The sequence below is a fragment of the Gordonia sp. PP30 genome (assembly GCF_023100845.1).
Taxonomy (GTDB): Bacteria; Actinomycetota; Actinomycetes; order Mycobacteriales; family Mycobacteriaceae; genus Gordonia.
Map to the genome: position 1 here is coordinate 1,634,959 of NZ_CP095864.1, position 19,905 is coordinate 1,654,863.

At 70.3% G+C, this 19,905-nt stretch carries 21 protein-coding genes and 1 tRNA gene; 7 read left to right on the plus strand and 15 right to left on the minus strand.

Going from position 1 to position 19,905, the window contains the following annotated elements; translation table 11 throughout:
- Positions 1–95: 95 nt before the first annotated feature.
- A complete protein-coding gene (locus MYK68_RS07420; protein ID WP_247867224.1) occupies positions 96–1,070 on the minus strand; it encodes a type IV toxin-antitoxin system AbiEi family antitoxin in 975 nt (324 codons plus the stop codon).
- Positions 1,071–1,255: 185 nt separating this feature from the next.
- Here MYK68_RS07420 and rph point away from each other — a divergent pair, with 185 nt between their 5' ends.
- A complete protein-coding gene (rph, locus tag MYK68_RS07425; protein WP_247867225.1) occupies positions 1,256–2,011 on the plus strand; it encodes a ribonuclease PH in 756 nt (251 codons plus the stop codon).
- 7 nt (positions 2,012–2,018) lie between these two features.
- A complete protein-coding gene (gene rdgB / locus MYK68_RS07430) occupies positions 2,019–2,639 on the plus strand; it encodes an RdgB/HAM1 family non-canonical purine NTP pyrophosphatase (RefSeq protein WP_247867226.1) in 621 nt (206 codons plus the stop codon).
- Between the two features lie 16 nt (positions 2,640–2,655).
- Here the strand turns inward: rdgB and MYK68_RS07435 are convergent, their stop codons facing one another.
- The 3 genes from MYK68_RS07435 to MYK68_RS07445 all read right to left on the minus strand — a co-directional run bounded on the left by MYK68_RS07435 (position 2,656) and on the right by MYK68_RS07445 (position 4,142).
- The gene (locus MYK68_RS07435; RefSeq protein WP_247867227.1) at positions 2,656–3,009 is read right to left on the minus strand and encodes a DUF3817 domain-containing protein; all 354 of its coding nucleotides are present in this window, start codon (positions 3,007–3,009) and stop codon (positions 2,656–2,658) included.
- Positions 3,006–3,428: a transcriptional regulator gene (locus MYK68_RS07440; protein WP_247867228.1), complete on the minus strand. Its 423-nt coding sequence runs from the start codon at positions 3,426–3,428 to the stop codon at positions 3,006–3,008. Before MYK68_RS07440 ends, MYK68_RS07435 begins: the two co-directional genes overlap by 4 nt.
- Positions 3,429–3,524: 96 nt before the next feature.
- On the minus strand, positions 3,525–4,142 hold the full coding sequence (locus MYK68_RS07445) for a LysE family translocator (protein WP_247867229.1): 618 nt from the start codon (positions 4,140–4,142) through the stop codon (positions 3,525–3,527).
- Positions 4,143–4,175: 33 nt separating this feature from the next.
- Here MYK68_RS07445 and MYK68_RS07450 point away from each other — a divergent pair, with 33 nt between their 5' ends.
- On the plus strand, positions 4,176–4,703 hold the full coding sequence (locus tag MYK68_RS07450; RefSeq protein WP_349306163.1) for an Lrp/AsnC family transcriptional regulator: 528 nt from the start codon (positions 4,176–4,178) through the stop codon (positions 4,701–4,703).
- Positions 4,704–4,741: 38 nt separating this feature from the next.
- Positions 4,742–4,826 (plus strand) — tRNA-Leu (locus MYK68_RS07455).
- Here the strand turns inward: MYK68_RS07455 and MYK68_RS07460 are convergent.
- Positions 4,805–5,260: a cupin domain-containing protein gene (locus MYK68_RS07460; RefSeq protein WP_247867230.1), complete on the minus strand. Its 456-nt coding sequence runs from the start codon at positions 5,258–5,260 to the stop codon at positions 4,805–4,807. The genes MYK68_RS07455 and MYK68_RS07460 overlap by 22 nt on opposite strands.
- Positions 5,261–5,280: 20 nt before the next feature.
- Entirely contained in the window at positions 5,281–6,969 is a 1,689-nt protein-coding gene (locus MYK68_RS07465; RefSeq protein WP_247867231.1) for a hypothetical protein, read from the minus strand.
- A 106-nt stretch (positions 6,970–7,075) separates the two neighbouring features.
- Between MYK68_RS07465 and MYK68_RS07470 the strand changes: the two genes are divergently transcribed.
- Complete coding sequence (locus MYK68_RS07470; protein ID WP_247867232.1) at positions 7,076–8,578, plus strand: DUF7782 domain-containing protein; 1,503 nt, start codon at positions 7,076–7,078, stop codon at positions 8,576–8,578.
- A gap of 324 nt (positions 8,579–8,902) precedes the next feature.
- Here MYK68_RS07470 and MYK68_RS07475 read toward each other — a convergent pair whose 3' ends face one another.
- The 3 genes from MYK68_RS07475 to MYK68_RS07485 all read right to left on the minus strand — a co-directional run bounded on the left by MYK68_RS07475 (position 8,903) and on the right by MYK68_RS07485 (position 13,225).
- Positions 8,903–10,129 (minus strand): trans-sulfuration enzyme family protein, encoded by a 1,227-nt coding sequence (locus tag MYK68_RS07475; RefSeq protein ID WP_247867233.1) that lies wholly within the window; start codon positions 10,127–10,129, stop codon positions 8,903–8,905.
- Positions 10,044–11,309, minus strand: a complete 1,266-nt coding sequence (opgC, locus tag MYK68_RS07480) for an OpgC domain-containing protein (RefSeq protein WP_247867234.1) — start codon at positions 11,307–11,309, stop codon at positions 10,044–10,046. The genes MYK68_RS07475 and opgC overlap by 86 nt, the downstream gene beginning before the upstream one ends.
- A 128-nt stretch (positions 11,310–11,437) precedes the next feature.
- Positions 11,438–13,225, minus strand: a complete 1,788-nt coding sequence (locus MYK68_RS07485) for an AMP-dependent synthetase/ligase (RefSeq protein WP_247867235.1) — start codon at positions 13,223–13,225, stop codon at positions 11,438–11,440.
- 132 nt (positions 13,226–13,357) lie between these two features.
- On the opposite strand from MYK68_RS07485, the gene MYK68_RS07490 reads away from it, so the two are divergent.
- Positions 13,358–15,115, plus strand: a complete 1,758-nt coding sequence (locus MYK68_RS07490; protein WP_247867236.1) for a DEAD/DEAH box helicase — start codon at positions 13,358–13,360, stop codon at positions 15,113–15,115.
- 140 nt (positions 15,116–15,255) lie between these two features.
- On the opposite strand, the gene MYK68_RS07495 is transcribed toward MYK68_RS07490, so the two are convergent.
- The gene (locus tag MYK68_RS07495; RefSeq protein ID WP_247867237.1) at positions 15,256–15,840 is read right to left on the minus strand and encodes a TetR/AcrR family transcriptional regulator; all 585 of its coding nucleotides are present in this window, start codon (positions 15,838–15,840) and stop codon (positions 15,256–15,258) included.
- Between the two features lie 90 nt (positions 15,841–15,930).
- Here MYK68_RS07495 and MYK68_RS07500 point away from each other — a divergent pair, with 90 nt between their 5' ends.
- Positions 15,931–17,016, plus strand: a complete 1,086-nt coding sequence (locus MYK68_RS07500) for an ABC transporter permease (protein ID WP_247867238.1) — start codon at positions 15,931–15,933, stop codon at positions 17,014–17,016.
- On the opposite strand, the gene MYK68_RS07505 is transcribed toward MYK68_RS07500, so the two are convergent.
- From MYK68_RS07505 to MYK68_RS07525, 5 genes are all read right to left on the minus strand, one after another.
- Positions 17,009–17,752 carry an NAD-dependent deacylase gene (locus MYK68_RS07505; RefSeq protein ID WP_247867239.1) on the minus strand — a complete coding sequence of 248 codons (744 nt, stop codon included), beginning with the start codon at positions 17,750–17,752 and terminating at the stop codon, positions 17,009–17,011. The two genes, MYK68_RS07500 and MYK68_RS07505, sit on opposite strands and share 8 nt — an antisense overlap.
- On the minus strand, positions 17,749–17,952 hold the full coding sequence (locus MYK68_RS07510; protein ID WP_247867240.1) for a hypothetical protein: 204 nt from the start codon (positions 17,950–17,952) through the stop codon (positions 17,749–17,751). The genes MYK68_RS07505 and MYK68_RS07510 overlap by 4 nt, the downstream gene beginning before the upstream one ends.
- A 60-nt stretch (positions 17,953–18,012) precedes the next feature.
- Positions 18,013–18,429 (minus strand): HIT family protein, encoded by a 417-nt coding sequence (locus MYK68_RS07515; RefSeq protein ID WP_247867241.1) that lies wholly within the window; start codon positions 18,427–18,429, stop codon positions 18,013–18,015.
- Positions 18,430–18,502: 73 nt separating this feature from the next.
- On the minus strand, positions 18,503–18,892 hold the full coding sequence (locus tag MYK68_RS07520; protein ID WP_247867242.1) for a DUF4189 domain-containing protein: 390 nt from the start codon (positions 18,890–18,892) through the stop codon (positions 18,503–18,505).
- A 33-nt stretch (positions 18,893–18,925) separates the two neighbouring features.
- A complete protein-coding gene (locus MYK68_RS07525) occupies positions 18,926–19,726 on the minus strand; it encodes an LppX_LprAFG lipoprotein (protein ID WP_247867243.1) in 801 nt (266 codons plus the stop codon).
- Between the last annotated feature and the right edge of the window lie 179 nt (positions 19,727–19,905).

The following is a 19,905-nucleotide window of genomic DNA, read 5'->3' on the forward strand; positions in this document are numbered from 1 at the left end:
ACCCGGACTGAACGCGACGACCGCCGGTGTCGCGCCGGTACCTGACTGTCGCGTCCGGAATCCGGGTGTCGCGAACGGGGGCCTCGCGCGGCGGATCAGCGGCCGGAGAGTCGCGTGATGCCGTGCGCGCGCAGGTGCTTTTCCAGAAGAGGGATCATCCGTCGGTTGCGGAGGTCGTCCCAGATCGCGCGGACGACGTCGAGCCCGAGTTCCCGGAGCTTGTCCTCTCGAAGTTTCTCGGCGATCACCACGTCCGACGGTGCCTGGCCGGGGCCGAGGTACTCGCCGCCGTACTTGACTCGGCCATCGAACTCCAGGACCACCTTGCCGTCGAAGTCGTGGTCGACGTAGGCGACCGTGTCGTCGTGGAGGTCGTAGCGCTTCTGCAACGTGGGCACGGGAAGCCCCGCCTCGACGATCTGCGCGCGGCACCACGATTCGCCCGGGTTCGCGGCGAGCGCGTCGCCGTGTCGTACGGCGGCTCTCGCCCGCGAGACACCTTTCCGGGGTCGTTCGAGGAGCCGCTGCAATTCGTCCCGCGTCACTCCGCGTTTCAAGCCGGAATCGACCACCGCGAGGGACTGGGCGAACGACGATGATGTCGCGGCGACATCGGTGACCGTCCTCGCCAGCGAGGTCACGCGGACACCGTCAACGACCACGATGTCGTCTTCGGTGAGTGACCCGGTGTGAAATACCGTCGTACGGCCCTTCACGGCTCCACCGGTCGCGGCGCCGCTGGTCAGATGTACGAGCTTCTGATTCGGAGTCAGCAGGGCGAGTCCATGGACGGCGGCGGCCGACTCGTGGCTGAGAACGCGCAGGCCGGTCCGTGCGGCGCCGGATCGCCGCGGTCGTTTGGTGGCCGCCGCGATGCACTTGCTCCGGTAGATGATCTGGCGCTGGAGATATGCGGGTTTGCCCAGGAGCGACGCGCCGGCGATGTAGGTACCGCGACCGACGGCCACGAGGACGCCGTCGTGCACCGCGTCGTCGATCTCGCGCGGCAGCGCTCCCGATTCCAGTGCTGTCTGCCGTCGCAGGAGGCCGTGTCGATCGAAGTTCACCATGCATAGTTCGACGCACCAGCCCGCCGCTCGGTTCCATCTCCGCGACGGGAGCGACAGTCAGCGCGCCGGCGCGACAGTCGTCGAGGGCGCGACGACCGCGGCTGTCGCTTCCTCGACCGGTGTCGCGCCGGTCCGACGGCTGTCGCGTCCGCCGCGATCGAACGGAACCCGATAGGGTCTAGGGCGTGACGACACGAGCAGACGGCCGCGCCGACAACGAACTGCGGCCCATCACCTTCACCCGCGGTTTCACCTCCAATCCGGCGGGCTCGGTCCTCGTCGAATTCGGCAACACCCGCGTCATGTGCACGGCATCGGTGACGCCCGGCGTGCCGCGCTGGCGCCAGGGGTCGGGCCTCGGCTGGCTCACCGCCGAATACGCGATGCTGCCGGCCGCGACGCACGAGCGGTCCAGCCGTGAATCGGTGCGCGGCAAGGTCGGCGGCCGCACGCACGAGATCAGCCGCCTGGTCGGGCGTTCGCTGCGCGCCTGCATCGACCTTGCCGCCCTGGGCGAGAACACCATCGCGATCGACTGCGACGTCCTGCAGGCCGACGGCGGCACCCGCACCGCGGCCATCACCGGCGCCTACGTCGCGCTGTCCGACGCGGTCACCTGGCTCGGCGCCGCCGGGAAGCTGGCCGACCCGCAGCCGCTCAGCTGCGTGCTCGCGGCGGTCAGCGTGGGCGTCGTCGACGGCCGGGTCCGCCTGGACCTGCCGTACGAGGAGGATTCGCGCGCCGAGGTCGACATGAACGTGGTCGCCACCGACGCCGGGACCTTCGTGGAGATCCAGGGCACCGGCGAGGGCGCCACCTTCCCGCGCGGCACCCTCGACAAGCTGCTCGACGTCGCCCTGCACGGCATCGATCAGCTGGTGGAGGCGCAGCGCGCGGCACTGGCACTGCCGTACCCGGGCGAGCTTCCGAGCGCGGAGTGACTCCGGCGTGACCGGTACCGTGCTGCTCGCCAGCAACAATGCCAAGAAGCTCGCCGAACTGCGCCGGGTGGTCGACGCCGCCGGGATCGAGGGTCTGACCATCCTCGGACTCGGCGACGTGCCGTCGTATCCCGAACCGGTGGAGAACGGCGCGACCTTCGAGGAGAACGCGCTGATCAAGGCCCGCGCCGCGGTCGCCGCGACGGGTCTGCCGTCGCTCGCCGACGACTCCGGCCTCACCGTCGACGCGCTGAACGGCATGCCCGGCGTGCTGTCCGCGCGGTGGAGCGGCGGCAAGGGCGACGAGGCCAACAACGACCTGCTGCTGGCCCAGCTCGCCGACGTTCCCGAAGCGCGCCGCGGGGCGGCCTTCGTGTCGGTGTGCGTCCTCCTCACCCCGGAGGGCGAGGACGCGATCGGCCGTGGCGAATGGCGCGGCCGGATCATCGCGGCGCGGCGCGGCGCGAACGGCTTCGGCTACGACCCGCTGTTCGTGCCCGACGACGAACTCGCCGCGGGCCGCACCTCCGCGGAACTGACTCCGGGGGAGAAGGACTCGCTCTCGCACCGCGGCAAGGCGCTGTCCCGGCTGGTGCCCGCGCTACGGGCGCTCGCCGCCACGGACTGATCTCGCGCGGTGCCGGTCAGGACAGGTCGAACCGCTTCTTCACGTCCTGGGTGCGGATGTGCTCCATGTAGAACGACACGAACGGGATGGTGCCGGCGATCAGCGTGATGATCGTCTTGGGCAGCGACCAGCGCACCTTCATCGCGAGGTCGAGCGTCATCAGCAGGTAGACGAAGTAGATGGCGCCGTGCACCGGGCCGACCCATTGCAGGGCCTGATTCTGGAAGCCGTAGTTGAGGATCATCTCGACGCAGAGCACGAGCAGCCAGATACCGGTCACCCAGGCGAGGACGCGGTAGCGCATCAGGGCGCTCTTGATCGACTCGACCGAGGCGGTGACGGGCTTGTTCGTCGTGGGGGTCTGGGTCACGGGGTGTCCTTCGCGGGTGTCGGATGGGCGGTATCGAGCTCGGCGAGATAGCGGTTGTACTCGGTGAGCGCGGGGTCCTCGTCGTCGTGGGCGAGGGCGGCGACGGCCGGATCGGCGGCGGTCGGGCGCTCGGGCAGGATCCCGGCCGCGATCTCGGTCGGTCCGCCCCGCTTGCGCTCCGCCTCGACGGCGTTCGGGTCCGCCTCCAGGACCACGAAGCGGCGGTAGGCCCACACGAAGGCCACGGCGAAGACCGGCCATTGCAGTGCGTAGCCGAGGTTCTGGGCGGTGCCGGACGACGACTCGTAGCGGTTCCACTGCCACCAGCCGAGCGCGAGGCAGGCGAGCGCGGCGACCACGACGAGCGCGATCAGCGCCGGGCGATGGCGCCGCCGGGTCCGCGTCGGGGTGTTCTGCACACCCCCGACGGTACCCGCCTGGCGGATGTGACCTGTGCCGCGCCGGGTGGCACCGCCCTGTCGGCGGGTGGGGAAGCGCCGGGCGGGTGCCCCCCCTCACCCCGCGAGCACGAACCGTTCGATCAGCAGGCTCGCGCCGACGGCCAGCATCGCGACCCCGGACACCCGCGAGATCATCCTGGCCGCGCGAGGCCGCCCGCCCACGACCCGGTCGGCCAGCAGACCCAGCGTGAGGTAGACGGTGCCGGCCAGTGCGATGTACAGGACGCCGAGGACCGCCAATTGCGCAGGCATCGGCCAGCCGTCGCGATCGGTGAACTGCGGCAGGATCGCGAGAAACAGCAACAGCCCCTTCGGGTTCAGACCACTCACCGCGATGCCCCGACCGAAGTGGCCTCCGGTCCGGCCCGCGGCGCTCGCGGTGATCGTCGTCGACGACGCCGTGCGCAGGGTGCGGACGCCGAGGTACACCAGGTACGCCGCGCCGGCGACGGTCAGCAGAGTGAGGATCACCGGTGTGCGCGCGACGAGGGTCCCGGCACCGCCGGCGACGAGCGCGGCGATCAGGACGTAACCCGCCATGACCCCGGCGACGGCTCGCAGCACGACTTGCTCGCGGGCGCCCGCGGCGAGGATGAACGCCCAGTCGGGGCCGGGCACGGCGATCAACGACAGTGCCAGAGCGGCGAAGGCGGCGGTGGTCGTGACATCCATGAGGGCTCCTTTCTCCTGGTAGAAAGGGTATTCGTGATCGACCGGAAGGTGTTCCCGACTTTTTCACCAACGGACCGCAGACGTGGAAAGATATTCACCATGGATCGCGTCGACCGGAAGATTCTTGCTGTGCTGCAGGAAGACGGGCGGCTCAGTCTCACCGACCTCGCCGCGCGGGTCGGGCTGACGGTCTCGCCGGCGCATCGCCGGGTGCGCGATCTGGAGCGCTCCGGCGCGATCACCGGTTATCGGGCGACGGTCGATCCCGGCGTGCTCGGCCTGGGCTTCGAGGCACTGGTCTTCGTCACTATGAACCAGGAGGATCGCGCCACACTGCTCGCCTTCGAGCGGGAGGTGGCGGCGGTGCCGAACGTGCTCACGGCACAGCGATTGTTCGGCGATCCCGACTATCTGCTGCGGGTGCGCACCGTGGACATGGATGCCTACGCCCGGCTACAGGATGAGGTGCTCGGCGTCCTGCCCGGTGTGCAGCGCCTCACCTCGACGCTGGTGATGAAGACGATCGTCGAAGACCGCCCGTACCCGACCGAACTGGGCTGAATCCGGAACGGACCCGATGGGTAGACTGTGACCCGCAAGCGTGAGTGGCGGAATTGGCAGACGCGCTGGATTTAGGTTCCAGTGTCTTCGGACGTGAGGGTTCAAGTCCCTTCTCGCGCACCAGGTTTCGGGCGGCCAGGCGCCGTCGCTGCGGCTCCCGGTCTCCGGATGACGACGACGGCGGGCCGCTCGTCCAGACTCTCCACGGTGTAGCGGGCACCGGGGTCCACGCGGAACGCGTCGCCCTCACCGAACACCTCGCCGCGGGCGTCGTCGGCGACGACGCGCACCCGGCCCTCCGTGACGGTCAGCTCGGCGCCCGCCGAGCCGTGTCCGAGAAGCCGAGACACCCGGCCGGTGACCGCGGTCAGGCCGCTGGTGAGCGCCGAGATACGCGGGCCGGGCCGGTGTGATGCCCCGGCGCCCGCGGTCTCCGTCTCCGGTGCGGCGGGCGGGCCGTCGTTCTCCGCGGCGATCGCGCTCAGCGACAGGTTTCGGGCGGTACGGGCCTCCGCGAGTCGATCCCCGACCAGGCCGCTGAGTTCACGCTGCGTCACGCGCAGAACGGTACCCGAACTCAGCGCGCCGTCGGGGTATGGCGCGGTGTGGTCTTCGTCGTCGTCCGGCGCGGCGCATCGGTTTTCGGCGTGGTCTTCGGGGCCTTCTTCGTGGGTGTCGCCGACGAGGTGGCACCCACCCGCCGCGTCCGCGCCGTGGTGTCGGCGTCGGGGCGGACGCCGGCCTCGTAGTCCCGCTTGTTCTTCTCCGCGCCCAGACCGGTGCCGGTGGTGTCGTCCTCGATCAGGCACATCGAGCGCACCACGTTGTGGTAGGTCACCAGGCCGTATTCGAGCGGCAGGGACAGGAGGGCCCCGGCGATCCGGAACGGCGACGGCGCGACGCCCGCCGGGTTGGTGAGCGCGTCGCCGACCTCGGTGAACAGGTGCACCGCGAGGTAGTACGAGTAGTAGGCGGCGGTCAGCGACTTGGTGACGGTGAGGCGGTCGAGGGAGACCGTCGCGCCCATGTTCGCCCCTGTGCCCATGTTGTGGCCCAGGCCGATCAGGATGTCCAGCGGGGCTCCGCCGACATAGGGGAGCATGCCGCCGACGTAGCTGCCGATGGTCTCCGCGGTGGAGAAGTCCGCCGGGTCGGCGGGGATCAGATTGAGCGGGATCGCCGTGGCCTTCATCTGCCGCAGGATCTGCGACACCTGAGCGTCGATCCGGCGCTTGGCGACCGCGTTCGGGGCCTGCGCCTTCGCCGCGTCACCGGTGCGCTTCACGATGCGGCCGAGCGTCAGATCGCCGACCGGCGTGCAGGTGTCCTCGTCGGCCAGCCCGAGCTGATTCGCGATCGACTGAATGATCGGGTGGATGGGGATGTCGTAGACGACGGTCTCGCTCGGCTTGCCGGCGAGCGACTTCTGCTCGTCGGTCACCCGCGCCATGCAGCGCTCGAGGATCGCGTTGCTGATCGCCGAATAGGCCTGCGTCAGACCCAGCCGGATCACCGCGAACCCGACCGACAGCAGGGTGCCGTAGGAGAGGAAGCTCAGCGAATCGACCGGCCCGCCGGTGAGATCGAAGATGTTCGGCGCCAGCCCCACGGCCAGCCGGGCTGGTGCCAGGACGCCCGTGAAGAAGTACAGCCACGCCGTCTCGACGGCCTCGGACAGGGTGATGTTGGCGACCGGGATCGCGTCGTTCTGCTTGCCGTCCCGGATCTTCAGCAGATCGGACACGATCAGCTGGGACTGCGGCGACCGGTAGGCGACGGCGGGATCGTCGTCGTCCGCGCCCAGGGTCTTCGGATGCTCGGAGAGCGCGAGGGTGGAGACCGTGATGTTCGCCATCTCGCGACGCACGGTGGCGTCGTTCGCCAGCACCGCCTCGCGCACCGCGGGCGGCAGGTCCGGTAGCAGCGACTGCTTCAGCGACTCGTACACGACGGCGAGGGTGGTGAACTCGCCGCTCACACAGGTGGTCGGTTCCGGGGTCGGCGGCGTCTTCAGCAGCGGGTCGGTGGACTGGGCGATCCGGTCCTGCCGCTCGCCGTAGGTCTCTGCCGCGGGCGGCGCCGGTGGCGCGTGCTTCTTCGGTGCGGCTTTCGCGACCGGGCTCGGGGCGACGACCGCCGTTCGGATCACCTCGGCCGCCCGGGCATCGGGAACGGCACCCTGTGCCAGGAACGCTCCCGTGACGACGATGGTGGTCGCTTCGATCAGGATGCGCCTGCCGCGCATCCCGAAAACAGACTTGTGCACACTTCTCCCGTTCCCCGACGTTCCAGAACGGGGGACAGCGTAACCCAGAGTGAGCCGGGTCACCGTGTTCGACTGCCTGGATGGCACGGATAGTACGCTCGGCCCGGTGAACGGACTCCCGCTGAGCGATCCCGCCGTCGTCGATGCCCTGGGCGCCGTGCTGCGCGAGCGCGGCTATTCCTCGGACGGCATCGCGGCCCTGCTCGGCGACGACGCCGGGACCGCGCTGGTCGGCGGAACCTGGTGGCCGGCGTTGCGTGCGACGGCACGGGCCGAGGGCGCCGAGCGCGATCTGGCCACCCTGATCCGCCTCTTCCTGCTCGGCAGCATCGAGGCGGAAGACGTTGTGGCACAGGCATTCTCGCCGATCAGTCCGCCGACACTCGTCGACCAGGGAGTGCTGGCCTCCGGCGACGGCGGGTACCGGGCCGTGCTCGACATCCGGCCGCACGGCAGCGACTCGCACGACTACCTGGTGGTCAGTGACCAGGACGCGTTGCTGCGCACCCGGCCGCTCCGCCACGACCACGTCCTCGGTATCGGCGGTGCGTCGATGTCGTTGGCGCAGGCGGTCATCCGGACGCCGGTGGACCGGGTGCTCGACCTCGGCACGGGATGCGGCATCCAGGCGCTGCACCTCGACGGTCACTCCAGGGTCGTGGTGGCCACCGACACCAATCCGAGGGCGCTCGCCCTGGCCGCCGTCACCGCGCGCCTGAACGGGATGTCGTGGGACCTCCGCGAGGGCAGCCTGTACGAGCCGGTCGCCGGGGAGCGCTTCGAGCTGATCGTCGCCAACCCGCCGTTCGTCGTCGGCTCCGGCAGCCAGGACTACATCTACCGCGACTCCGGGATCTCCGGCGACGGCGTCAGTCGGCAGTTGATCGAACGGGCCGCCGACCACCTGGAACCCGGTGGGATCGCGCAGCTCCTCGCGAACTGGATCGTGTACGACGAGGAGCGCTGGGACGAGCGCATCGGGGAGTGGGTGCGCGCCAGCGGGCTCGACGCCTGGGTGGTGCAGCGCGAACTCGCCGATCCGATCTCGTACATCTCGCTGTGGGTCGCCGACGCGGGGGAGACCCCGGAGGGCGCGGCCCGCCGCGGCGCCGCGTGGCTCGACTGGTTCGAGCGCGAGGGCATCGCCGGCATCGGGATGGGGCTGGTGACGCTGCGCAAGCCGGTGAGCCCGCGCGCGCCCGACGTGGTGATCGAGGAGATCACCGCGGCCGGCCAGGAGGTGACCGGCTTCGAGGCGCAGGCGTGGTGGGCGCGCCGCGACTTCCTCCGTGAGCATACCGACGACGACCTGCTCGCCGCCGCGCTGAGCACCTCGCCGGTCTTCCTGGAGAGCCAGTCGTTGCCGGGAGAGCAAGGGTGGCAACAGATCTCGGCGTCGGTCACCCGGCCGGGCGGACCCGGCGCGGTGCTGGGTGTCGATGAGGTGATGACCGCGCTCCTGGCCGGCTGCCGGGGCGAGGTTCCACTCGGCACGCTCATCGAGCTGCTGGCGAGCTATCACGGCGTCGAGGGCGCGGCACTCGCCGAGGCGGCGCTGCCCGTCGTGCGCGAGGCGATCGGCCGCGGGATCCTCTTCGCCGCGGAGTAGGCGGGTCGATACCTACCAGCCCGCCCCGCCGGTCAAGCCGTGAGGCGCGGACCGTGTCGAAGCGTCTCTCTCGCCTGGTGGTCGTTTCGACGCGCCCCTCGCCCTTGCGGGCTCGGGTCGGCGGGGCGGGCTATTCGGGAGTCCGTTGTGCCGGTCGAAGGGGCGGTCAGTATCAGTCCGTTGAGCCGGTCAAGCCGTGAGGCGCAGGCCGTGTCGAAACGTCTCCTGACTGGTGGTCGTTTCGACACGCCCCGGGTCCTGAGCTGGCGCGGCGGAGCGTGCGACGACGCGGCGTCGAAGGGCGCCCTGCGGGCTCGGGGCGGCTCAACGGGCTACATGTGGAAGGGCCTCGTCCAGGGCCGCCGCGAGGTCGGCCCGCAGGTCGGCGACGTCCTCCAGGCCCACCGAGAAGCGCAGGTGGCCGTATTCGCGGAAGGGCTCGGGGTAGGCGGCGACGCGGGGGCCGGAGGTGCCCACGTGCACGATCAGCGACTCGTCGTGCCCGACCGACACTGCCGAGGTGATCACCCGCAGCGCCGCTACGAAGCGATTCTGCACCGCGGCATCGCCCTTGAGCGCGAACGCCATGATCCCGCCGAAACCGCGCTCGCCGAACAGCCGGGCGGCGACGTCGTGCTGCGGGTGACTCGCCAGGCCCGGATAGGCGACGTAGGCGATCCGCGGGTCGGCGGCCAGGAACTCCGCCAGACGCGCGGCCGAGGCCTGATGCTGGTGCAGCCGCAACGGCAGAGTGACCGAGCCCCGCATGATCAGCCAGGCGTTGAACGGCGAGATCACCCCGCCGACGTCGACCATCGCCTCGGCGCGGATCGGTTCCACCAGGTCGGCGCGCCCGATCACGGCTCCGCCCATCGCGTCGCCGTGGCCGTTGACGTACTTGGTCAGCGAGTGGACCACCAGGTCGGCGCCGTGCTCCAGCGGCCGGAACAGTGGCGGCGGCGTGAACGTCGAGTCGACCATCAGGATCACCCCGCGGCTGCGGGTCAGCTCCGCGAGCGCCGGGATGTCGGCCACCTTGGTGGTCGGATTGGCGATCACCTCGGTGGCGACCAGCCGCGTGTTCGGCCGGATCGCGGCGGCGACGGCGTCGAGATCGGTGATGTCGACGAAGGTCGCGGTGATCCCGTACTTGCGCGGCAGCAGCGAGGTCCACAGCTTGTAGGTGGCCTCATAGGTGGTGTCCGAGACCACGACGTGGTCGCCGGAGTTCACGTGCGTGAAGAACACCGCGTGCAGTGCGGCGACGCCCGAGGCGAGCGCGAGCGCGTCCTCGCCGTGCTCGAGGGCGGCCAGCTTGTCCTGCAGGGCGATCTGGTTGACGCCGGTGTTCCGGGTGTATGTCAGGTGTTCGGGGTTGGACCAGTCCATCGTCGACGGGTCGTACGGCAGGTGATAGGAGTTCGCCATCGTGATCGGTACCCGGATCGCGGCGCCCTCCCCGTGGTCACGGACCGACGAGTTCCCGCCGTGCACGCTGAGGGTGGCCTCGCCGAGACTGGCGGGATCGGTGCGGTCGGGTCGTGTCGTCATGGGTGCCTTCCTGTGCCGGGACGCCTTCGACCCTACGACGGCGTATCCGGGCGATCTCGGCCGGTAGGCGGTGCAGTTTGTCGATACCCGCCCGCTGCCGGAACCGCGCCCACCCCCAGCACGCGCCGAACACCGCGAGCACGATCAGCGTGGACACGCCCGGTCCCCACGGCCGGAACACCACGAGCACCGGGATCGCGAGCAGTGCCACCGCCTGGATCACGTACGCATCGAGACTGCGGGCGCCGACCGTCGCCAGCGGCGCGAGCCAGTCGCGGCGAGTACGGCGCTGCACCTGCCGGAACGCGGCGTAGACGGTGATCACCGCCAGCCAGGCGACGAGGGCCCGCAGCGGTCCGAGATCGACCTTGCCGATCAGTTCCGGTGCCCGCGCCAGGAGGCGCGGACCGTGCAGGCCGGTGTACAGCAGTGCGCCCACCGCGACGGTCGTCGCCGCGAGCACCCCGAACGACGCGTCCAGGCGCGCCGGCAGCTGCCAGTCGTGCCACTTCCAGCCGAGCACCATCGCCGGGACGAACAGCACCTGCCAGGCCAGCCAGTTCTGCACCGGGCCGCCGTCGGGTGAGGAGTTGAGGTACATCCACCAGGCCGGCGCCACCTGGCTGTAGACATAGAGCGCACCGGAGACGGCGAGGACCGCGGCCCACGCGCCGCGGGCGAGGGCGGGCAGGATCGCGAAGGCGAGAGTCATCAGCACGAGGTAGACGACGAGGATGCTGCCGCCACCCGGCAGGAAGCGCAGGGTCAGGGCCCACCAGACCTGCTGGACCAGCGGCTCGCCGGCCGGCAGATTCGTGATCGTCCGGAAATCGCGTCCGCTCAGCACGAGGCCGACGGCCACCGCGGCGAGGGAGATGGTGACCTGGGCGACGTAGAGCACGAGCAGTCGCTGCGCCAGCCGGTGGTACGCGTAGCCGAGGGTCTGCCGCTCGATCCAGCCGCGGTAGACCAGACCCAGGATCAGCCCGGACAGCAGGACGAAGGCGCTCATCCCGTCGACCAGCGGGAAGCTGTGCGTCGGCCGGGCGATCAGCATGCCGTTGGCGAAGTGCAGGCTGATCATGCTCCAGATGGCGAGACCGCGGGTGGCGTCGATCGCCAGATCCCGGCCGGCCGGTGCCCGGCCGCTCCGCGGGGTGGCGTCGTCATGTCGTCTCATGGTGGCCCGACGCTACGACGCGCCGCCCCGGGGATCCGGAGCGGCGCGCCGCGTGCGTCGAGGACGCAACCGTCTTGTGACCTATGGGACTAGATATCCCTTATGTGGCCGATGTGACTGGAGGGGATTCAGCTGTACAGGTCGGCGATGGCCTGCTTGTACGTGTCGTGAATGACGTTCCGCTTGAGCTTCAGCGTGGGCGTCAACTCGCCGGTGTCGATCGTGAAGTCGGTCGCCAGGACGTCGAACTTTTTGATCTGCTCGGCCGCGGAGACCTTGGCGTTGGCGGCCTTGACCGCCTCGTCGAACTCGGCGCGCAGCTCTGGGTTCTTGGCGAGCTCCTCCATGCTGGTGTCGGCCGGGAGGCCGTGGCGCTCCAGCCAGCCGGGGGCGGCCTCGGCGTCGATCGTGATCAGTGCGCCGATGAAGGGCTTCTGATCGCCGACCACGAGGCACTGGCTCACCATCGGATGCGCGCGGATGGTGTCCTCGAGCTGGGCGGGCGAGACGTTCTTGCCGCCGGCGGTGACGATCAGTTCCTTCTTGCGCCCGGTGATGTAGAGGTAGCCGTCGTCGAGCCGGCCGATGTCGCCGGTGTGGAACCAGTCGTCGTGGATCGCCTCGGCGGTGGCGTCCGGGTTCTGCCAGTAGCCGGTGAACACGACCGGGCCCTTGAGCAGCACCTCGCCGTCGTCGGCGATCCCCACGCTGACACCCGGCACCGGTCGGCCGACCGAGCCGATACGGAAGTGGTCCTCGTTGTTCGCGGTCACCGCGGCGGTGGTCTCGGACAGGCCGTAGCCCTCGTAGACCGGGATGCCGACGCCGCGGAAGAAGTGACCCAGGCGCTCGCCCATCGGGGCACCGCCGGACACCGCCGCCTCGCAGTGGCCACCGAGCGCGGCGCGCAGCTTGCCGTAGACCAGCTTGTCGAACAGGGTGTGCTTGAGGCGCAGGACCAGTCCCGGCCCGCCGCTGTCGAGCGACCGGCTGTAGTCGATCGCGGTGGCGGCGGCCTTCTCGAAGATGGCGCCCTTGCCGCCGTCCTCGGCGTTCTGCTGCGCCGAGTTGTACACCTTCTCGAACACGCGCGGGACCGAGAGCACGTAGTTCGGCTGGAAGACGCCCAGGTCGGGGACCAGATTGGGGATGTCGTTGGTGTGCCCGAGCACCACGCCGTTCTCCACGCAGCCCACCGCCACGACGCGCGCGAAGACGTGCGCCAGCGGCAGGAACAGCAGCGTGGACTTGCCCTCCACCAGGCCGGTACCGACCGCGTTGCGGACGGCTTCGGTCTCCGAGATGAAGTTGCGATGGGTCAGCACCACGCCCTTGGGGCGGCCGGTGGTGCCCGAGGTGTAGATCATGGTGGCCGCATCGGAGGCGCCTGCGGCGGCCTCGCGCTCGTCGAGCGCGGAGTCGGGCACGTCGGCGCCGCGCTTGCGCAGTTCGGCGACGGCGCCGTCATCGATGACGAGCGTCTCGTTCAGCGCGCCGGCCTCGGCGATCACGTCGCCGTGCTTGGTGCGCTGGGCGTCGTTCTCGATGAGCAGGAGCTTGGCCGCGGAGTCGCTGAGGATCCAGTGCACCTGGTCGGGCGCCGAGGTCTCGTAGATCGCGACGGTGATGCCGCCGGCCCGCCAGATGGCGTAGTCCAGCAGGCTCCACTCGTAGCGGGTGGAGGAGAGCAGCGCGACACGATCGCCGCGCTCCACGCCGGCGGCGATCAGGCCCTTGGCGACCGCGTCGACCTCGTCGGCGAACTGGCCCGCGGTGACGGTGATCCAGTGGCCGGAGTCGCCGCGTCGCTTGAACAGCGGCAGCGTCGGGCGCTCGCGGCGCAGCCGCTGGATCCGCGTGATGGTCGTGACGTCGTCGGCGACGGTCAGGGTGGAGGGAGTGGTGTACTCCTGCATGCGGGTGATCCCCTTCGTAGAATGTCGGATGTGCGCGTTTAGCGACGTTCCGGCGGACCTCGTGCCTGCAAACCCTACCAGCGCGTTAAGTGGGGAGTATCACATCCCGCTTCCGGGGTACCATCATCAGCGATGAGTGACTCCGAAAACATCAGTTCACCGATAACGTTCGACGGCTTCGGCATCGACGACCGCGTTCGCGCCGCGCTCGACGAGGTCGGCTACGAGACGCCGTCGCCCATCCAGGCCGCGACGATCCCGCCGCTGATGGCCGGACGCGACGTCGTCGGGCTGGCACAGACCGGCACGGGTAAGACCGCCGCGTTCGCGATCCCGATCCTCTCCCGGCTCGACGTCTCCGCGCACAAGCCGCAGGCCCTGGTGCTGGCGCCCACGCGCGAGCTCGCCCTGCAGGTGGCCGAGGCCTTCGGGCGCTATTCGTCGAAGATGCCCGAGGTCAAGGTCCTGCCGATCTACGGCGGCCAGAGCTACGGCATCCAGCTGTCCGGGCTGCGCCGCGGCGCGCAGGTGATCGTCGGCACGCCGGGCCGGGTGATCGATCACCTCGACAAGGGCACCCTCGACCTGTCCGAGCTGGCCTTCCTGGTGCTCGACGAGGCCGACGAGATGCTGTCCATGGGCTTCGCCGAGGACATCGAGCGGATCCTCGCCGACACCCCCGACGACAAGCAGGTCGCGCTCTTCTCGGCGACCATGCCGTCGTCCATCGGCCGGCTGGCCCGCAAGTACCTCAACAACCCCGAAGAGGTGAAGGTCAAGGCGCAGACGTCGACCGCGTCGAACATCACCCAGCGCTACCTGCAGGTCTCCCACCAGCGCAAGCTCGACGCCCTCACCCGGGTCCTCGAGGTCGAGGACTTCGACGGGATGATCGTCTTCGTGCGGACCAAGTCCGCGACCGAGGAACTGGCCGAGAAGCTCCGTGCCCGCGGGCTGTCGTCGGCGGCGATCAACGGCGACATGGTGCAGGCCCAGCGCGAGCGCACCATCAACCAGCTCAAGGACGGCAGCCTCGACATCCTGGTCGCCACCGACGTCGCCGCCCGTGGCCTCGACGTCGACCGGATCTCGCACGTCGTCAACTACGACATCCCGCACGACACCGAGTCGTACGTGCACCGGATCGGCCGCACCGGCCGCGCCGGCCGCAGCGGTACCGCGCTGCTGTTCGTCAGCCCGCGCGAGCGCCACCTGCTGCGCGCCATCGAACGCGCGACGCGCCAGGAGCTCACCGAGATCGACCTGCCCTCGGTGGAGGACGTCAACGCCCAGCGTGTGCTCAAATTCGGCGAGTCCATCACCCGGAACCTCGAGTCGGACAACCTCGACCTGTTCCGCGGCCTGGTGGAGACCTACGCGCGGGACAACGACGTGGCGATGGCCGACGTCGCCGCGGCACTGGCCCTGGAGACCCGCGACGGTGGCTTCCTGATGGCGCCCGATCCGCCGGCCGGCGAGCGTCGTGAGCGGCCCGAGCGGCGTGAGCGCACCCCGAAGGACGGCGGGCGGTTCGCGCAGTACCGCATCGCGGTCGGCCGCAAGCACAAGGTGTCGCCGGGTGCCATCGTCGGCGCGATCGCCAACGAGGGCGGCCTCACCCGCGCCGACTTCGGCAACATCAGCATCCGCGACGACTTCTCCATCGTCGAGCTGCCCGACGATCTCGACAACGAGACGCTCGCCATGCTGAAGCACACCCGCATCGGCAAGAATCCGATCGACATCCGCCGCGACCAGGGCCCGCCCGGACAGCGCGGCGGCCGCAAGAGCGGTGGCTACGGCGGCGGCAAGAGCGGCGGCTACAAGGGCGGCAAGAAGGACCACTGGGGCAAGCGGCCCCCGCGCGTCGCCGGCCGCGGCCGCGACTGATCCTGCCGCGCCGACGGCCGAGCTGTCGCCCCGCCGGGCTGATCCGTGATCCCGCCGGGCTGAGCTGTCATCCTGCCGGGCTGAGTCGCCGTCCCGCAGGCTGAGTCGCGGTCCCGCCGGCTGAGCCCGTCGAAGCCCGTTCAGTCGGCGTCGATCACGGCCTGGACGCGCGGGGCGAAGGTCTCGATCAGATCGGCCGGTGACGGCTCGGTGAAGGCCGGAGCCTGCACGAGGTAGCGCATCGTCACGATGCCGAACAGGGTGCTGACCAGCACGCGGGAGGCCTCGTCGCTGATCTGCGCCTGCTCGGCGAGGAGTGGCAGCATCGCCGTGGAGGCGAACTCGCCGAGCGGGTAGGCACCGGGCTCCCCGGAGATCACCGAGCGAAGGGCGCCCTGTAGTGCGGGGCTGGTGCCCGGGTCGGTCCACGCGCTCACGAAAGCGGTGGTCAGGCGTCGTCCCAGTTCGTCCCGGGGCCCGGCGATCGCGGCGGCGAGTCGTTCTTCCGGGTTCACCGGAAGCGCCATCGCGGCGATGAACAGCCCGCGCTTGTTGCTGAAGTAGTAGGGGATCAGGGCGACGTCGACGCCCGCGCGCGCCGCTACGGCGCGCAGCGTGGTCGCCCCGAATCCACCGGAGGCGAAGAGCTCCCGGGCGGCGGCGAGGATGTCGTCGCGGGCCGTGCTGTCACCGGACCGCCGTCCGGTCCGTGCCGGGGTGTTCACGCCACCACCATAGCTGATTTCATCAACTGTTGACTTCTTGGCGAGCTCCCGCCTACGGTCGTATTCAACAATCGTTGAAATGAGGTCGCCATGTCTGCCGTCTCCGTCCGGAAGGTCGTCGCCCTGATCATCGGGATCGCGATCGTGATCCCGGCGATCCTGCTGATGTTCATCGGGCCCGCCTCGCGCGGCACGCCGCACGAGTTGCCGATCGGGGTGGCCGGACCCGCACCGGCCGTCGCGCAGGTGGAGAAGGCGCTGGAGCAGCGGCAGCCCGGCGCGTTCGACGTCCACCGGTACGACGACCTCGGCGCGCTGGAACAGGCGGCCGCCGACCGCGAGGTCTACGGCGGCCTGGTCGTCGGGCCCGAACCCGCGACGGTGATCGCGACCGGTGCGAGCCCGGCGGTGGCGGGGGTGCTGACCCAGCTGGGCGGTCAGCTGGTGCGCGGTGCGCCGGGCGCGACGTCCGCGACGGCGGCCCCCGCCGTGATCGACGTGGCTCCGCCCGCTGGGCACGATCCCCGCGGTGCGGGCTTCGGCTCGGTGGTGATGCCGCTGTTCATGGCCGGAGCCGCGCTGGGAATGGCGTTGACGATGACCTTGCGGCGGGTCACGCTGGTCGCCGCGGTGCTGCCGGTCGCGGCGGCGGTGGTCGCCGCCACCTGCGTCGGCGCGGCCATGGCGGTGGGCGTTCTCCCGGGCGGATTCTGGGCGCAGTGGTTCGCCATGTTCGCCGGGATCCTGGCGATCAGCGCGGTGATCGCCGGCCTGGTGTCGCTGATCGGGATGGCCGGCATGGGGATCGCGGCGGTGGTGTTCATGCTGGTCGGCATGCCGCTCGCCGGAATCGCCTCGCCACCCGAGTACCTGCCGTGGGTCTGGGGGCACGTCGGTCAGTGGCTGCCGCTCGGCGCCGGCGGCACCGCTCTGCGCGGCGCGGCGTTCTTCGCCCGTGACAGCTTCCTCGGCACCGGTACCGGCCTGGCGTTCGTCGCTCTGGCGATGTGGATCGTGATCGGCTACGCGCTCCTCGGGCTGACCGTCGTGAAGCGCCGCCGGCTCACCGAAAAGGTTCTGACGGAGGAATCCTCGGAAGAGGAGGTCTCGGCGGAGGCCGCCCCGGGCGACGGTGCTTCGGCGGGCACGATTCCGGCCGCCGTCCCGGTCAGCTGACCAGCGCGGGCAGGCCGCGCGCGGCGGTCATCGGGATGCGCAGGCGGATCCCGCTCAGGTCCGACGGTTCGGGATTGACCTCGATCACCGGCACTCCCCGGTAGGCGGCCTTCGCGGGCAGCTCCGCGGCGGGATACACCACCCCGCTGGTCCCCACGACGATCACCAGGTCGGCGGCCTCGAAGGCCGCTTCGGCGTCGTTCCACGCGCCGGACGGGAGGCGTTCGCCGAACCAGACCACACCGGGCCGGAGTCGGCCCGGGCACGACGCGCATGCGCGCGGTTCCGGATCGACGGCGGCGTCGACCGGTCCCGGTGTCCCGCAGAAGTCACAGCGCGGGGCGAACAGGCTGCCGTGCAGGTGGACGGCGGGCCCGGACCCGGACCGTTCGTGCAGGTCGTCGACGTTCTGCGTCACGACGGTGACACCGCCGCCGTCGCGCTTGCGCTCGGCCAGCCCGGCGACGGCGCGGTGTCCGTCGTTCGGCGCCACCGCCCGCACCCCGGCGGCGCGTTCGGCGTACCACGACCACACCAGCCGGTGGTCGCGGTCCCACGCCTCGGGGGTGGCCAGCCGCATCGGGTCGAAGGTCGCCCATAGTCCGGTCAACGCGTCGCGGAAGGTCTGGACACCGCTCTCCGCGGACATTCCGGCGCCGGTGAAGACGACGACACGGCGGGCCTCCGCGACCAGTTCGCGGCCAGCCGCCAGGTCGCCGGGGGACGGTCCGCTCATCCGACCTTCCGATACTTCTTGTGCATTGCCTGCTTGGAGGCGCCCAGGAGCAGCCCGATCTCGGCCCACGAGAGACCGGCGATCCGGGCGCGCCGCACCGCGGCCTCCTCTTCGCGGGCCAGATCGCGACGAAGCGCCGCGAGGCGGGTGAGCTGCTCGATCGGGGTCTCGCCGTCGGGCTGGTCGAATCCGGTCTTCATGGGATCCAGGGTGCTCCAGGATCGCGGAATCGTCAACCATGGTTGACGATCGCGCGGGCTCTATCGCGTGAGTTCGGCGCGCAGGGCCGCGGCCACGGCGTCGGGATCGCCGGCGCGGCGGGTGAGCAGTCCCTTCGCGAACTGCAGCTTGTCGCCCGAATGCCGGGGGACCACGTGCAGATGCGTGTGGAAGACGGTCTGGAAGGCGGCGCGACCGTCGTTCATGACGAGATTGACCCCGTCGGCGTCGAGGGCGGACTTCGCGGCCGCGGCCACCCGCTGACCGGCCTGGAACACCCGCGCGCCGGTCTCCGGCGGCAGGTCCGCCAGTCCGGTGGAGTGCGCACGCGGGACCAGCAGGGTGTGGCCGGCGGTCACCGGGCGGATGTCGAGGAAGCCGAGGACGTGCTCGTCGTCGTACACGATCCGGGCGGGCGCCGTGCCGGCGACGATGGCGCAGAAGATGCAGTCGCTCACGGGGTACAGCCTCTCAGAACGGCCCGAAGGCGGCATCCGTGATCGGATGCCGCCTTCGGTGGGAGTGGCGTGCTCAGGCGTGGCCCGACGTGCACAGCCAGTCGTAGATGTAGCCGCCGCCGGCGTTGTACAGCGCGTTCGACTGCGCGGTGTACAGGTCCGACGCGCCGCCGTAGCCCCAGTACGACGGGCTCGACGCGATCGCGCCGCAGCCGTTGACGATGTGCACCACCACCTTGCAGTCGGTGTAGCCGCAGGCGCCGACGGCCGCGCTGGAGGCACTGGCGGCGTCCTGGTAGTCCCAGGCGCGGCCGGTGGCACCGGTCGAGGGCGAGAGCGCCAGCGCACCGTAGTACGCGTAGGCGTGCGCCGGAGCGGGATCGGCGACGGCGGAGACGGTGAGTGCGGTACCGGCGCCCAGGACGGCGAGACCGACGACGGCGAGTCGTTTGCGGATGTTCATGGGATTCTCCTCGGGGTTCGCGCTGACCGGAGGTCAGTTCGCGGCCTTCTCGCCGCGGGTCGGTCCGCCGCCGGCGGGCGGAGCGGTGGGCTTGGCGGACGGGGTCTTGACGTTGTCGGGCTTGGTCACCTCGACGCTGCTGTTCCACTTCGAGATGCCGACGGTCAGGGTGACCTTGTCGGACGGCGCGACGACGACCTTGGCGACCTGGTTCTGGTCGGTGATCCAGACGGTGGTCTTCATCGACTCGGTGCTCTCGGTGGCGTTCTTGCCGGAGGCGCCGGTCAGCGCGGTGACGTCCTTGGCCGCCACGGTGCCGGTGACCTTGGTGGCCTTGGCGCCGTCGACGTCCTCGGTGCCGTCGATCTTGGCGCCGGTGATGCTGCGCAGGATGTGGGGGACGCCCTTGTCCGGGTTCAGGACCTGGGAGACGTCGTAGATGGAGCGGCCGTCGCCGTAGTTGATCCAGCCCTGGTCGTCGATGTTCGCGTAGAAGCTCTCATCCAGATAGACGAACGGGGCCTTCACGGTCTTGTTGCCCATGTTGAGCGTGGCGGTGCCTTTGCCGGAGACGTTCGGCTTGGTGTTGACGTCGGCTTCGACGGCGGTGGCGTTGAGGCTCTGGAACGCCGGGCCGTCCACGTTCACCGTGAGGTGGGCGCCGGTGAGCGCGGCGGTGGCGTCGGCGGCCTTGTTCAGCAGTTCGGTGGCGGCTGCGTCGGATGCGGCGGGCTTGGAGCCGGAGTCGTCCGAACTCGAGCACGCGGTCAGCGTGAGGGCGGTGGCTGCACCGAGGGCCATGACGGCCCCGAGAATGCGGTGGCGTCGTTTCATGCGAATCTCCTTGTTGCTCGGGTGGAGTGAACCTAACAAGCGCGCCGGTCCGGCGGCTACGTCCCGCGCGGAAGTTGAGTGTTTCTACTCACCGGCCCGCCCGCGGAAGATAACGATAAGATAACGATTTTTCGCCGGTTGAATGCGCTGGTGAGAGGGGTGACTCACCGTTCTACCAG

Bases quoted from the DNA above. Each gene is read 5' to 3' on its own strand.
- opgC (WP_247867234.1), bottom strand. From the start codon at position 11,309: ATGAGACGACATGACGACGCCACCCCGCGGAGCGGCCGGGCACCGGCC.
- MYK68_RS07490 (WP_247867236.1), top strand. From the start codon at position 13,358: ATGAGTGACTCCGAAAACATCAGTTCACCGATAACGTTCGACGGCTTC.
- MYK68_RS07475 (WP_247867233.1), bottom strand. From the start codon at position 10,129: ATGACGACACGACCCGACCGCACCGATCCCGCCAGTCTCGGCGAGGCC.
- MYK68_RS07485 (WP_247867235.1), bottom strand. From the start codon at position 13,225: ATGCAGGAGTACACCACTCCCTCCACCCTGACCGTCGCCGACGACGTC.
- MYK68_RS07420 (WP_247867224.1), bottom strand. From the start codon at position 1,070: ATGGTGAACTTCGATCGACACGGCCTCCTGCGACGGCAGACAGCACTG.
- MYK68_RS07525 (WP_247867243.1), bottom strand. From the start codon at position 19,726: ATGAAACGACGCCACCGCATTCTCGGGGCCGTCATGGCCCTCGGTGCA.
- MYK68_RS07510 (WP_247867240.1), bottom strand. From the start codon at position 17,952: ATGAAGACCGGATTCGACCAGCCCGACGGCGAGACCCCGATCGAGCAG.
- MYK68_RS07505 (WP_247867239.1), bottom strand. From the start codon at position 17,752: ATGAGCGGACCGTCCCCCGGCGACCTGGCGGCTGGCCGCGAACTGGTC.
- MYK68_RS07500 (WP_247867238.1), top strand. From the start codon at position 15,931: ATGTCTGCCGTCTCCGTCCGGAAGGTCGTCGCCCTGATCATCGGGATC.
- MYK68_RS07520 (WP_247867242.1), bottom strand. From the start codon at position 18,892: ATGAACATCCGCAAACGACTCGCCGTCGTCGGTCTCGCCGTCCTGGGC.
- MYK68_RS07445 (WP_247867229.1), bottom strand. From the start codon at position 4,142: ATGGATGTCACGACCACCGCCGCCTTCGCCGCTCTGGCACTGTCGTTG.